Source organism: Curtobacterium sp. C2H10 (assembly GCF_025407985.1).
Lineage (GTDB): Bacteria > Actinomycetota > Actinomycetes > Actinomycetales > Microbacteriaceae > Curtobacterium.
The window spans coordinates 1-13,604 of the sequence record NZ_JABXGF010000074.1 but is presented as its reverse complement, the minus strand read 5'-3'; the positions used below and the strand labels follow the sequence as shown (position 1 = coordinate 13,604).

Annotated in this window: 13 protein-coding genes; 10 read left to right on the top strand and 3 right to left on the bottom strand. The window is 73.7% G+C overall.

Features of this window, described 5'->3' with window-relative positions:
• The 8 genes from HWD93_RS17395 to HWD93_RS17360 all read left to right on the top strand — a co-directional run.
• Positions 1-1,132 (top strand): reverse transcriptase family protein (locus HWD93_RS17395; protein ID WP_261647499.1); only part of this gene is annotated, 1,132 nt, incomplete at its 5' end.
• An 81-nt stretch (positions 1,133-1,213) separates the two neighbouring features.
• Positions 1,214-2,437: an acyl-CoA dehydrogenase family protein gene (locus HWD93_RS17390; RefSeq protein ID WP_261647498.1), complete on the top strand. Its 1,224-nt coding sequence runs from the start codon at positions 1,214-1,216 to the stop codon at positions 2,435-2,437.
• A 141-nt stretch (positions 2,438-2,578) separates the two neighbouring features.
• Entirely contained in the window at positions 2,579-3,346 is a 768-nt protein-coding gene (locus tag HWD93_RS17385) for a hypothetical protein (RefSeq protein WP_261647497.1), read from the top strand.
• Positions 3,343-4,617, top strand: a complete 1,275-nt coding sequence (locus tag HWD93_RS17380; RefSeq protein WP_261647496.1) for an LLM class flavin-dependent oxidoreductase — start codon at positions 3,343-3,345, stop codon at positions 4,615-4,617. Before HWD93_RS17385 ends, HWD93_RS17380 begins: the two co-directional genes overlap by 4 nt.
• Before the next feature lie 123 nt (positions 4,618-4,740).
• Positions 4,741-5,103, top strand: coding sequence for a carboxymuconolactone decarboxylase family protein (locus HWD93_RS17375; protein ID WP_261647495.1), 363 nt, complete (start codon positions 4,741-4,743; stop codon positions 5,101-5,103).
• Positions 5,104-5,115: 12 nt separating this feature from the next.
• Entirely contained in the window at positions 5,116-6,306 is a 1,191-nt protein-coding gene (locus HWD93_RS17370; protein ID WP_261647494.1) for an LLM class flavin-dependent oxidoreductase, read from the top strand.
• Positions 6,303-7,664, top strand: a complete 1,362-nt coding sequence (locus HWD93_RS17365; RefSeq protein ID WP_261647493.1) for an NtaA/DmoA family FMN-dependent monooxygenase — start codon at positions 6,303-6,305, stop codon at positions 7,662-7,664. Before HWD93_RS17370 ends, HWD93_RS17365 begins: the two co-directional genes overlap by 4 nt.
• Positions 7,661-8,797, top strand: coding sequence for an LLM class flavin-dependent oxidoreductase (locus tag HWD93_RS17360; protein WP_261647492.1), 1,137 nt, complete (start codon positions 7,661-7,663; stop codon positions 8,795-8,797). Before HWD93_RS17365 ends, HWD93_RS17360 begins: the two co-directional genes overlap by 4 nt.
• 87 nt (positions 8,798-8,884) lie before the next feature.
• Here the strand turns inward: HWD93_RS17360 and HWD93_RS17355 are convergent, their stop codons facing one another.
• From HWD93_RS17355 to HWD93_RS17345, 3 genes are read right to left on the bottom strand one after another with little or no spacing between them, the layout of a single operon-like run.
• Complete coding sequence (locus HWD93_RS17355; protein ID WP_261647491.1) at positions 8,885-9,898, bottom strand: transporter substrate-binding domain-containing protein; 1,014 nt, start codon at positions 9,896-9,898, stop codon at positions 8,885-8,887.
• Positions 9,899-9,934: 36 nt separating this feature from the next.
• The gene (locus tag HWD93_RS17350) at positions 9,935-10,708 is read right to left on the bottom strand and encodes an amino acid ABC transporter ATP-binding protein (protein WP_261647490.1); all 774 of its coding nucleotides are present in this window, start codon (positions 10,706-10,708) and stop codon (positions 9,935-9,937) included.
• On the bottom strand, positions 10,708-11,730 hold the full coding sequence (locus HWD93_RS17345; RefSeq protein ID WP_261647489.1) for an amino acid ABC transporter permease: 1,023 nt from the start codon (positions 11,728-11,730) through the stop codon (positions 10,708-10,710). Before HWD93_RS17345 ends, HWD93_RS17350 begins: the two co-directional genes overlap by 1 nt.
• A gap of 132 nt (positions 11,731-11,862) precedes the next feature.
• Between HWD93_RS17345 and HWD93_RS17340 the strand changes: the two genes are divergently transcribed.
• On the top strand, positions 11,863-12,114 hold the full coding sequence (locus tag HWD93_RS17340; RefSeq protein WP_261647488.1) for a DUF4287 domain-containing protein: 252 nt from the start codon (positions 11,863-11,865) through the stop codon (positions 12,112-12,114).
• Positions 12,115-12,161: 47 nt separating this feature from the next.
• The gene (locus HWD93_RS17335) at positions 12,162-13,133 is read left to right on the top strand and encodes a hypothetical protein (protein ID WP_071295978.1); all 972 of its coding nucleotides are present in this window, start codon (positions 12,162-12,164) and stop codon (positions 13,131-13,133) included.
• Positions 13,134-13,604 lie beyond the last annotated feature (471 nt).

Genomic DNA, 13,604 nt, shown 5'->3' with positions numbered 1-13,604 from the left:
GCTCGAGGGGTCGGCGCGCCTCGCCGAGCTGCACCGCGCACGCGAGGCGCGCCGACCGGTCCGGGTCGTCGCGCGCCGGGCGACCGCGGTCCGGGCGCGTCCGGAGACCGCGAGCCGACTGCTCGTCGACACGCTGCCCGAGCTCGCGCGCGAGCTCGACCTCACCGTCGGGCGGCTGCTCTGGCTCGCCGACACCCGCTCGTGGAACCGGCGACCGGGGTCGTCGAGCCCGCTCCACCACCACCGCTGCGAGTGGATCCGTCGACCCGGACGCACGCCGCGGCTGCTCGAGAAGCCGATGGACATGCTCCGCCGGACGCAGCGGACGATCCTCGACGAGCTCCTCACCGCGCTGCCGGTGCACGACGCGGCGCACGGCTTCGTCGGCGGTCGGAGCGTCGTGACCGGAGCCACGGCGCACACCGGGCGGCAGGTCGTCGTCACGGCCGACCTGACGTCCTTCTTCGCGAGCGTCACCGCGCCCACCGTGTACGGGGTCTTCCGCGCGGCGGGCTTCGCGGAGCCGCTCGCACACGTCCTCACGGGCGTGTGCACGCACCGGGTGCCGGTGCACGTCCTCAGCGCGATGCCGGACGGCGGCAGCCCCGAGGAACGGCAGGCGCTGCGCGCGATGCTCCGCGAAGCCCACCTGCCGCAGGGCGCACCGACCTCACCGGCGCTGGCGAACACCGCACTCCGGCACCTGGACGCACGGCTCGCGGGGTGGGCGGCCTCGGTCGGCGCGGTCTACACCCGGTACGCCGACGACCTGACGTTCAGCGGTGACGAGCGGCTCGCGGCCCGACCGGACGCGTTCCTCCGCGGGGTCGACCGGATCGTCACGGAGCAGGGACTCCGGCTGAACCCGTCGAAGACCCGGGTGCGGCGACGGGGCACACGGCAGTCGGTCACCGGGGTCGTCGTCAACGACCGGACGTCGCCCGGTCGGCGCGAGGTCGACCGGCTGCACGCGATCCTGCACAACGCCGCCGAGCACGGTCCGGCGTCGCAGAACCGTGCTGGGCACCCCGACTTCCGGGCGCACCTGCTCGGGCGGATCGGGTGGGTCGAGCAGGTCCACCCCGGACGCGCACGGCGCCTGCACGAGGAGTTCGCCCGCATCACGTGGTGATCCCGGGCCGTCCCCGTGCGGGTGTGACGCCGGGTTGCAGCGGACACGGGTTCGACGCCCGACCGCCGGTAGCGTGCCGCCATGTGCCCGAGTGAGATCCCGGCCGACGCCCGCTACGAGGAACTGATCGCGCCGCTGCGACCGGTGATCGAGCGGATCGCCCTCGACGCCCGGCAGCGGGAACGCGAGGAACGGCTCGCCACCGACCAGCTCGGGTGGCTCGTCGACGCCGGGTTCGCGCGCTGGCGCACCCCGGTCGCGTGGGGCGGGATCGGGGCCCGGCTGTCGGACGTGTTCCGGGCGGTCGCCGAGATCGCCGAGGTCGACCCGAACCTCGCGCACGTGTGGCGGAACCACTTCTCGTTCATCGAGGACCGGGTGCACGCCGAGGGGAGTGCCTCCGACCGGACGGTCGTCGAACGCCTCGGTGGTGGGGAGTTCGTCGGCGGTGGGTGGAGCGAGACGCCGAACCCGGCCGGAGCGGACATCAGCACGCGGCTCACCCCGGACCCGGACGGCGGCTGGCGCGTCACCGGCCGGAAGTTCTACTCGACGGGGAGCATCTACGCCCGGTGGATCACGGTGCTGGCGCTCGACGACGCCGGAGCACGGTTCGTCGCCCTCGTGGACGCCCGCGACCCGGGCGTGCGGATCGGCGACGACTGGGACGGGTTCGGCCAGCGGATCACCGGCAGCGGGAGCGTGACCTACACCGACGTGCACGTGCCCGACGAGCGGGTCCTGCCGTACGCGACGCGCTACCCGTACCAGGAGCAGTACTACCAGACGGTGATGCACGCGATCCTCGTCGGCATCGGGCGTGCGGCCCTCCGCGAGGGGATCGAGGCGCTGCGCTCCCGGCAGCGCGGGCACCACAACGGCACGACCACGGACCCGACCGACGACCCCGAGCTGCTCAGCACGATCGGCACCGTCGCGGCCCGGGTGTACGCCGCCGACGCCGCGTTCACCGCGAGCCTCGGACCGGTGGACGCCGCCGTCGACCGCCACACCGGACTCCGGGCCGCCGGGGCGGACCCCTCGACGGACCCGGTGCTGCGCGCCGCGCTCGAGCGGAGCTGGATCGCGGTCGCCCAGGCGCAGACGGTGGTCACCGACGCCGTGCTCGACGCGACGACGCTCGTGTTCGACGCCCTCGGGTCGAGCGGCACGTTCCGCTCCCTGGGGCTCGACCGGCACTGGCGGAACGCCCGGACCCTGGCGTCGCACAACCCGCGCGTGCACAAGCGGCGCATCGTCGGGGACCTGCTCGTGAACGGCACCAGCCCGCTCGACCGCGTGTAACCCGCCGTCACGAGGCGCAACCGGACGACACCTGCACCCGCCGGGGCCGCGCTGCCCCGTACGGTCGTCGGCAACGGCCCGCCACGGACGCTGGGGAGGCGACGGTGGCGGGCCGCTCTGCACGCGTACGGAGGGACCACCGTGACCGAGACACCAGCACCGACCATCGTCGCCGTGCCGGACGGCGACCTCGCCGCCGCCGTCGCCCGACCCGGTGGGATCGCCCGGCTCGCCGACCGGATCCGGGCCTCGGGCGCCGCGGTCGTCGCGATCGGCACCGACCGCTTCGACGCCGAACGCGGTCGTGGCCACCGGCTCGACCCGACCACCGCGGCGCTCGCCCTCGGCCGTGCCCTGCCCACGCACGGGCTGCTCGTCGCCGCGGCCCCGACCCGGGAGCACCCGTACAACGTCGCCCGCCGGGTGCTGTCCCTCGACCACGTCCTGGACGCCCGGGTCGGACTCGTCGTCGGAGCGCGGGACCACGGCCTCCCGGCGACGGGGGAGCAGCACGACCCGGCCGAGTTCGCCGAGGTGGTGCGCGGCCTCTGGCGGACGTGGCCGCTCGACAGCATCGTCGGCGACCGCGCGGCCGGCCGGTTCGCCGACACGACCCGGATCCTCTCGCTCGACCACGACGGCGGCCCGGACGGGTACCGGGTCCGGGGGCCGTTGACGACGCCGTCGAGCCGGCAGGGCGAGCCCGTCCTCGCGGTCTGGCACGACGTCGCACACGAGGGTGCCGACCTGGTGCTCGGCGGGGCCGCGCGCCCGCTCGTCCCGTTGCCGGGCGGGGCCGGTGCGTCCGAGCCGAGCCGCGCCTCCCGGACCTCGACCGGCCCCGGTGCCCACCGGCGGACGCTGCGCGACCTGCTCGGACTGCCGGTCCCCGCGCCGGTCGGCGCATGAGCGCCGACGCCGACGCCGGGCTCGTCCTCGGCGTCAACCTGCAGGGTTTCGGACAGCGGCCGGCGGCCTGGCGGACCCAGGACGTCGAGCCGACCGACCTGCTCACCGCCGGGTTCTGGGAGGACCTCGGCCGGACCGCCGAACGCGGGCTGCTGGACATCGTGTTCTTCGCGGACCACCCCGCGCTCGGCGACCCGAACGTCCGCGCGTACGGGCTGCTCGAGCCGTTCGTGGCGCTCGGGGCGATCGCTGACGCGACCACGCACCTCGGACTCGTCGGGACGGCGTCGACGACCTACAACGACCCGGTCGACCTCGCCGAGCGGCTCCTGTCCCTCGACACGGTCTCCGGGGGCCGCGTGGCGTGGAACGCCGTGACGACCTACGACCGGTCGGTGTCGGCGAACTTCGGCGTCGCGACGAACCCGGAGCGACCCGAGCGGTACGCCCGTGCCGGCGAGGTCGTCGACCTCGTGCAGGCGCTCTGGCGGTCCGCCGCCACAGGGCTGCCCGTCGACCACCACGGCGAGTTCACCGAGTTCGCGGGGGCGATCACCGTCCCGCCGTCGGCGCAGGGACACCCGGTGGTGTTCCAGGCCGGGGGATCGCCGCACGGACGAGACCTCGCCGCACGCGTCGCCGAGGGCGTGTTCGCCGTCGAGCTGACACCCGAGCCCGCCCGGGAGCACTACCGCGCCGTCAAGCAGGCGGCCCGGACGTACGGCCGGCGTGCGGCGGACGTGGCGATCGTCCCGGGGCTGTCGCTCGTGCTCGGCAGCACCGAGGCCGAGGCGCAGCGGCGGTTCGACGAGCTCGAGGCACTCGCCCCGGACGGCTACTCCCTGCGGGCGCTCGGGACGCACCTCGACGCCGACCTCACCGACCTCGACCCGGACGCGCCGGTCCCCGCGGCGATCCTCGACCGCGAGGTGGACCCCGTCACCTACGGCCCCTCGCTCGGGTACCACGAGACCGTCGTGCGCTGGGTCCGCGCGCACAACACGTCCCTGCGGGAGGTCCTGCGCGGCTTCGGTGGCTACGGCGCCCGGATCGTCGTCGGTACCCCGGAGCAGGCCGCCGACACCATCGAGGATTGGTACCGGACCAGGGCCGCCGACGGCTTCAACCTCATGATCGACGAGTTCCCGCGCGGCCTCGAGACCGTGGTCGACGAGCTCGTGCCGATCCTGCAGCGGCGCGGTGTGTTCCACCGCGAGTACGAGGACGTCACGTTGCGCGGGCGGCTCGGGGCGCGGGCGCGCGGGCTGTAGGGCGCCCGCCGCGTGACGCCGTGTGACGTGGCGACCAGGCCCGCCGCGTCACACGGGGCAACGCCCGGTCACGCTCCGCAACACCCGTCGTGCCCGGGCCCGGTCGGTCATAGCGTCGCCACCATGACCGACTACCTCGACCGCGAGCACGACAAGACCTTCACGAAGGTCTACAAGCAGCAGACCCCGGACATCCTCTCGGCCTTCGTGCAGTTCGACGAGTCGGTGTTCCGGGCCGAGGGTCGCGAGATCCCGCTGAAGTACCGGGAGCTCATCGCACTGGCGGTCGGCATCACCACGCAGTGCGTCTACTGCATCGACGGCCACAGCCAGCGCGCGGTCACGGCCGGCGCGAACGAGGCCGAGCTCGCCGAGACCGCCTGGGTCGCCACGGCCATCCGCGCCGGCGGCGGGTTCGCCCACGGCCGCCTCGGCTTCAAGTTCGGCGCCGACGCCGCGGCTCCCTCGGAATCCCACTCTCACTAGGAAGCGCACCCCATGCCCGACCGCATCACCCTCGTCACCGCCTTGCAGGGCGCCGGCTGGCACCCCGCCGCCTGGCGCACCGCCGGCCCCGCGGCGCAGCGCCTCACCAGCCTCCGGCACTGGCGCGACGTCGTCGTGGAGCAGGACCGCCTCGGCGTCGACGCCGTCACGATCGAGGACTCCTTCACCGCCGGCCCGGTGGACGCGGCGGGCGACCTCGACACGAGCACGGTCGTCGGCCGCCTCGACGCCCTCCTCGTCGCGAACGCGGTCGCCCCCGCGACGCGCGCGCTCGGTCTGGTCCCGACCGTCTCGGTGACGCACACCGAACCGTTCCACGTCGCCACGGGCCTCCAGACCCTCGACCACGTCTCGCAGGGGCGAGCCGGGTGGCGGATCCAGGTGAGCCCGACGCCCCGCGAAGCAGCGCTCTTCGGGCGCCGTCCCGGCGGCGACGAGGCGTCCGTCCTCTTCGACGAGGCGCGCGAGGTCGCCGAGGTCGTGTCGCGACTCTGGGACAGCTGGGACGACGACGCGATCATCCGCGACGTGACCACCGGCCGGTTCATCGACCGCGACCGCATCCACAACGCCGAGTTCGCGGGGTCCTTCGTCTCGGTCCACGGCGCGTCGATCGTGCCGCGGTCGCCGCAGGGCCGTCCGCCGGTCTTCTCGCTGGCGCACCGCGCCGACGCGGCCGCGTTCGCGGTGGACGCTGCGGACGTCGTGCTGGTCACGCCCGGGTACGACGGACGGGAGGCGCGGGACCTGCTGTCGGAGATCCGTCACCTCGAGCAGGTGGCCGGCTCGGACGTCCGTCGTCCGGTCCTCGCCGACCTCGCGGTGCTCTTCGGGTCGTCGTCGGCCGCCGCCGCCGACGCGCTGGCCTCGCTCGACACGGCTGCCGGTGCCCCGTACGCGTCGACGTCCGACACGTCCGTGCTGGCGACGACCGTGCCCGAGCTCGTGACGCTCATCGGGGACCTGCGGGACCTCGGTTTCGCCGGTGTCCGACTCCGCCCGCTGCGCATCCCGCTCGACTCCACGGCGATCGCCCGCGAGCTCGTCCCCGCGCTCGTCACGGCCGGCCTCCGAGCCGACGTGGCCTCGCGTCCCACCGCCGACCTGCGCACGCGGCTCGGCATCGCCCCGGCGGTCAGCCGGTACGCGTCCGCATCCGCCCCCGTGGAGGTCTCAGCATGAGCGCCAAGCGTCAGGTCCACCTCGCCGCCCACTTCCCGGGCGTCAACAACACCACGATCTGGAGCGACGACCGGGCCGAGAGCCAGATCGCGTTCTCGTCGTTCGAGCACTTCGCCCGGAACGCCGAGCGCGGGCTGTTCGACTACCTGTTCCTCGCCGAGGGCCTGCGGCTCCGCGAGCAGAAGGGCCGCATCCACGACCTCGACGTCGTCGGGCGCCCGAACACGCTCGCGGTCCTCGCCGCCCTCGCCGGGGTCACCGACCACATCGGGCTCGTCGGCACGCTGCAGACCACGTTCAACGAGCCGCTCGAGCTCGCGAAGCAGCTCGCGACGCTCGACCACCTCACCGACGGACGCGCCGGCTGGAACGTCGTGACCAGCTCGGACGCGTTCCACGGCGCGAACTTCCGTCGTGGCGGGTTCCTGGACCACGCCGACCGGTACACGCGGGCGGCGGAGTTCATCGAGCTGTCCCGCGAGCTCTGGGACTCGTGGGAGTCCGACGCCGTCGTGGCCTCGGCCGTGTTCGCCGACCGCTCCCGGATCCGCGACGTCGACCACCACGGGCCGCAGTTCGACGTGACCGGGACGTTCCCGGTGCCTCGGAGCCCGCAGGGGCACCCGGTGGTCGTGCAGGCCGGCGACTCCGACGAGGGGCGCGACCTCGCCGCGGCGCACGCCGAGGTGATCTTCTCGCTGCACACCGAGTTCGACGACGCGAAGTCCTACTACGACGACGTCACGGCGCGCCTCGAGCGCGTCGGCCGCTCGAAGGACGAGCTGCACATCCTGCCCGCGTCGACCTTCGTCCTCGGAGACACCGCCGCGGACGCCGCCGAGCGGGCCCGGGCGATCCAGCGTGCCCAGGTCAGCCCGGCCACGGCGATCGCGTTCCTCGAGCAGGTGTGGAACCGGGACCTCTCCGGGTACGACGTGGACGGCCCGCTGCCCGACGTCGAGCCGGACCTCGAGGGCGCCGCGATCACCCGCGGCCGCGCACGGCACACCCGCGACGTGCCGGCGCTCGTGCGGTCGTGGCGCGACCGCGCCGAGGCCGAGCACCTGTCCATCCGCGAGCTCGTCATCGCGGTGTCGACGCGCGGCGGGTTCGTCGGGACGCCCTCGCACATCGCCGCCGAGATCGACCGGTACGTCCAGGAACGCGCGACGGACGGCTTCGTCGTGGTCCCGCACACCAACCCGTACGGCCTCGACGAGTTCGTCGACACGGTCGTCCCGCTGCTGCAGGAACGCGGCGTGTACCGGGAGTCCTACACCGAGGGCGCGACGCTCCGCGAGACGCTCGGTCTGCCCGGGACCATCCGTTCGCGCGAGCGGTCCGCGGTGCCCGCATGACCGCCGTCCCCCTGTCCGTCCTCGACCTCGTCCCGGTCAGCGCCGGGTCCACCGCCGCGCAGGCGCTGCACCGCACGATCGACCTCGCGCAGCACGCCGAGCGTGCCGGGTACGCCCGGTACTGGCTCGCCGAGCACCACCTCAACCCGGGTGTCGCCGGCAGCGCTCCGAACATCGTGATCGGGGCCGTGGCCGCCGCCACCTCGACGATCCGCGTCGGCAGCGCGGCGACGCTGGTCGGCAACGTCCGCGGACTGCAGATCGCCGAGACCTTCGGCACGCTCACCGCGCTGTACGGGCCGCGGATCGACCTCGGTCTCGGCCGGTCCGGTGCCCCCGCACCCGGTGCCCCGAAGCCGCCGTCGCTCGCCCCGCGCGAGGACGAGGTCGTCGACGGGCTGCTCATCCCGGCACCGTTCGACTTCCGGATCGCCCCGCGCAGCCGGTTCGCGCTGCAGGGCGAGCTGCTCGGTCGGGTGCCGGGCGACGTCGACCGGTTCGAGGGCGAACTCGACCTGATCCGGGCGCTGTTCGACGGGACCTGGTCGCACGACGGCGCGGTCGTCGAGGCGCCACCCGCCGCCGGCACCCCCGTCGAACTCTGGATCCACGGCTCCACCGGGGGTGCGAGCGCACGGGCCGCCGGCGCGCTCGGCCTGCCCTACGGCGCGAACTACCACACGTCGCCGGGCACGGTCCTGGCGTCGGTCGAGGCGTACCGCGACGCGTTCCGCCCCGGTGTGCTCGACGCGCCGCACGTCATCGTGTCGGCGGACGTCGTCGTCGGCCGTGACACCGACGAGGCGTCCGGACTCGCCCTCGGCTACGGCCAGTGGGTGCACTCGATCCGCTCCGGTGTCGGGGCGATCGAGTACCCGACGCCCGAGTGGGCCCGTGAGCACCCGTTGGACGACGCTGCGGCGGCATCGGTCGCGGACCGCATCGCCACGCGGTTCGTCGGCGATGCGGGCACGGTCGCGGACCAGCTCGAGACGCTCCGGCGTGCCACCGGGGCGGACGAGCTCCTCGTCACGACGATCACGCACGACCACGACGCGCGGGTGCGCTCCTACGAGCTGCTCGCGGCCGAGTGGGCGCGGCGTGCCGAGCAGGCGGTGCCGGCCGCGGTCTGAGACGTGGCCGGCCGACGGACGGGAGGCGCGGTGCCAGCTGGCACCGCGCCTCCCGTCCGTCGTGTGCGCGCGTCCCGCGCGTGCGGGTCAGCCGGCGTCGAGCGGCAGGCCCTCCGGGTTGAGCTCGGACCGCTTCACGGCCTCGTTCGACAGGTTGTAGGCCGTGAGCCACTTGGCGTACGTGCCGTCGTCGATGAGCTCGTTGATGGCCTCCTGGACCGGCTTCGCGAGCCCGTCGCCCTTCTTGGTGGTCGCCGCGATGAGCCCCTGCAGGTCGGCGCCGGCACCCGAGTACGTGCCCGCGGTCGTCGTCGCCTTCGCCGTCCCCGCGTTCTGCTTGTTCTGGTAGGCGATCGTCGGGTTCGGGCCGAGGTAGCCGTCGACCTTGCCGGACTGCACGGCGAGGAGCTTCGCGTTCGCGTCCGGGTAGTACTTCACCGTGATGGTCTTGCCCTGCTTCGCGAGGTCGGCCTTCCACCCGAGCAGGATCTTCTCCTGGTTGGTGCCGGAGTCGGTGGCGATCGTCTTGCCGGCGAGCACGGAGGGGTCCCCGTCGAACCGCAGGGAGCTGCCCTGCTTCACCTGCAGGGCGAGGTTGTCCTGGCGGTACGAGGCGAAGTCGTACTTCTCCTTGCGCTGCTCCGTCACGGTGATGTTCGACAGGCCGACGTCGACCGATCCGCCGTCGATGCCGACGAACAGGTTGTCCCACGTCGCGTTCTTCACCTGGGGCTCGAGGCCGAGCTTCGCCGCGACGAGACGGCCGAGGTCGGGCTCGGAGCCGGTCAGCGTCTTCTGGTCGTCGCCGGTGAAGGCGAGGGGCGGGTACCCGGACGGCAGGGCCCCGATGCCGATGACGAGCTTGCCGGACTGCTTGACGTCGGCGGGGAGCTCGTCGTGGAGCTTCGAGTCTTCCTGCACGGAGACCTTCGTCTCGGTCGCGGCGCCGTTCGAGGCGGCGCCGATCGTGACGGTGCCGTCGTCCGAGCCGGTGCCGGCGCTGGCGTTCGCGGCGCAGCCGGCGAGGGCGACGACGACGCCGGTGGCGAGGACGAGGGCGCCGGCGCGGTGCCGCCAGCGGGAGGGGGTGATCGGGGACATGGTTCTCCAGGGGTCGGGTCGGAACGGGTGGGGAGTTCAGCGGACGCGGGACAGGAAGTCGCGCGTGCGGGGGTGCTGCGGGTCGTCGATGAGCTTCGCGGGCGGGCCCTGCTCGACGATGCGGCCGTGGTCGAGGAAGACGACGTGGTCGGCGACCTCGCGGGCGAAGGCGACCTCGTGCGTGACGATGACGAGCGTCGTACCGGACTCGGCGAGGTCCGTGATCACGCCGAGCACCTCGCCGACCAGCTCGGGGTCGAGCGCCGAGGTCGGTTCGTCCAGCAGGACCACCGAGGGCTCGAGCGCCAGCGCCCGGGCGATCGCCACGCGCTGCTGCTGCCCGCCGGAGAGCTGGCGCGGGCGGGTGGCACCGCGGTCGCCGAGACCGACGCGTTCGAGCAGCGTCTGGGCCCGGGCCGTCGCGGTGGCGGCGGGGACACCGGAGGCGATCGGTCCCTCGGCCACGTTCTCGAGCGCGGTGAGGTGCGGGAACAGGTTGAAGTGCTGGAACACGAACCCGATCCGGGAGCGCTGCCGCAGGATCAGGCGGTCGGGCAGCTCCTTGTAGCGGGGGACCCCGTCGCGACCGGTCCGCACCCGGACGCCGATCGTCTCGCCGCCGACGGTGACGACACCGCGGTCGAGGGGTTCGAGGTGGTTGATCGCCCGCAGCAGTGTGGACTTGCCGGACCCGGACGGACCGAGGATCACGGTGACGCTCCCGGACGGCAGCGACAGGTCGACGCCGTCGATGACGACGTTCTCGCCGAAGGCCTTCACGGCGCCGTGGATGCCGATGGTCGCGCTCATCAGATGGCCTTCCCGTCGTTCTGGCCGCGCCCGGGACCGCGGCGCACCGCGGACCGGAGCCGCTGGAACGGCGTCGGCGGGAGCGCGCGGACCGAGCCGCGCGCCGTCCATCGCTCGACGTAGTACTGGACGATCGACACCGCACTCGTGAGCGCGAGGTACCAGATCGTCGCCACGACGAGCAGCGGGATGATGTCCGTCGGGTACGTGCTCGACAGGTTCTGGACCACGCCGAACAGGTCGAGGAGCGACACGTAGAACAGCAGCGAGGAGGCCTTGAGCAGGCCGACGATCTGGTTCACGAAGGCCGGCACGATCGAGCGGAGCGCCTGCGGCAGGATCACCCGCACGAACTGGCGGCGGCGGGGGAGCCCGAGGGCCTGCGCGGCCTCGTGCTGGCCGTGGTCGACGGCGAGCACACCGGCGCGGACGATCTCCGACGCGTAGGCGATCTCGCTGAGGCTCAGCCCGATGACGCCGATCGCCAGGTCGCCGAGGACGTTCGCGGTCGGGCCCTCGAACTGCGGTCCGAACGGGACGCCGATGCCGATGGTCGGGTACAGCGACCCGAGGTTGTAGAGGAAGACGAGCACCAGGATGAGCGGCACCGAACGGAACAGCCACACGTAGCCCCAGGCGAGCCCGGACAGCACCGGGTTGCGCGAGAGCCGGCCGATCGCCACGACGATGCCGCCGGCGAAGCTGATCACCGCGCTCAGTGCCGTCGCGACGAGGGTGAGCTGCAGGCCGGTCAGGATCGCCGGGCTGAACAGCCACCTGCCGACCGCCGGCCAGCCCCACTGCTCGTTGGTGAAGAGCGTCTCGACGAAGTTCAGGAGGACCACGAGGACGACCGCCGCGGCGATCCACCGCAGCGGGTGGCGCAGCGGGACGACGGGGCGGTCGAGCGCGGCGCGGCCGGCGGCGTCGATGGTCGCGTCGGTCGTGCTTCCGGCCGTGCTTCCGGTCGGAGTTCCGGCGGGGCTTCCGGTCGGGCGCTCCGTGTCGGTGGTCTGGGTCATGTCGCGACCGTAGGAGGTGCGCCGAGGCGCGACAACGCCGCGCGAAACACATCGGCACGGGAGGGAACCCGGCGTCACACGCGAGGATCGGATGACGCTCTGTGACGCGGGACGGCGGCTATCGTGACCCCCATGACCGCACACCGCGTGACCACACCGGAGCCCCCGGCCGACGGCAGCAAGCCGAAGGGACCGGCGTCGTACTTCCCGAGCATCGAGAAGACCTACGGGCGCCCGGTGCAGGAGTGGCTGGACCTCGTCGCGGACCGGCTGGACGGCCAGAAGCACATGGAGGTCGTCGCCTGGCTCAAGACCGAGCACGGGATGGGACACGGGCACGCGAACGCCCTCGTCGGCTACGTGCGGAACGCCCTCGCGGACTGATCCCCGTCGCCGTGGCGGTTGTCGGTGGTGCTGCCTAGCGTGGCAGCGTGGCCGAACCCGTCGACGCGTGGTGGCGCCGCCGACAGTGGTCGCGCGGCGTGGCGGTGCCGTACGCCGTGGGGGAGTTCCGTGCCGAGTGGTCCTCGTACCCGGTGCTCGTCCGGCAGTACCACCCGGAGTGGAACCACGGCGTCGTCCTCAGCCAGGTACCACCCGCTGCCGAGGTCCTGCTGACGTGGGAGTGCGACGTCGGGCACGTGTTCGTCGCGACCCCGGGTGAGCAGCGCTCCCGTCCGGGGCGGGAACGACGCCGGTCGGTGTGGTGCCCCGAGTGCGCCGTCCAGGCCCAGCCGCAGCGCTGGCCCGTGCTGCCGTCCGACTGGCCGGCCGCGGTGCCGGTCCCGCAGCGGGTCGTGCGCGTCACCGGTCGGCAGACGCTGCCCGCGGCTCCTGCTCGAGGGACTCCGGCCGGTGCTGTGGCATCGACGCGGTCCCGTCCTCGTCGCCCGGAACCCGGTGCACCCCGCCGGCCCCGGCCCCCGGCCGTCCCGCGGTCGATCTGCCCGAAGACGCCGCGGCTGCCCTCGGGGGAGTCGTTCACGAGCGTGTGCGCCCCGGCGACGGCCTCCGCGGTCGAGGCCGAGCTCCGTGCCGCCCTCGCCGAGCGGTTCGCCTTCACGTTCGACCATTCCGCGATCCGCCTCGACCGACCGTTCTTCGACCACGTCGAGGTCTGGCCGGACATCATCCTGCCGGAGCTCCGCGTCGCGATCGAGTACGACTCCACCGGACGTCACGGCCTCGAGCACGTCGGACCCCGGCAGGAGACGGACCGCCGGAAGGACCGTGCCGTGCGCGGTGTCGGGTGGGAGGTCGTCCGCATCCGGACCGGGCGGCTGCAGGCGCTGGGGCCGTACGACCTCGAGGTCTCCGGGATCTCCGGCCGGACGATCGCGCGCCTGGCCGACACGCTGCGCGAGGTCCGCGGCGCCCTCTTCGTCGACGCGTACGCGCGCTGACGCCTGGGCGGCCGGGCGTCGGCGCCGCACAACCACAGTGCGCCGGAACCGCGGTTCCCCGCGGTTCGGCGTGACTTGTGTTGTGCGCAGCACCCACCGCCCGCCGGCGGCGCCGCCTCGAACCACAGAAACGACGTCGAACCGCGTGCGACGGCTGGTGCGACGTCGCTTTCGTGGTTCGACGCTTGCGGGCGCCCGCTGGCGGCGTGCGCTCACCCGCCGCGCAACCGAAGTGCGCCTCAACCGCGGTTCCCCGCGGTTCGGCGTGACTTGCGTTGTGCGCAGCACCCACCGCCCGCCGGCGCCGCCGTGTCGAACCACGGAAGCGACATGGAACCGGCCGCGATGGCTGGTGCGACGTCGCTTTCGTGGTTCGACGCGCGCGGGCGCCCGCTGGCGGCGCGCGCCCGCCCGCCGCACAACCACAGTGCGCCGGAACCGCGGTTCCCCGCGGTTCGGCGTGCCTTGCGT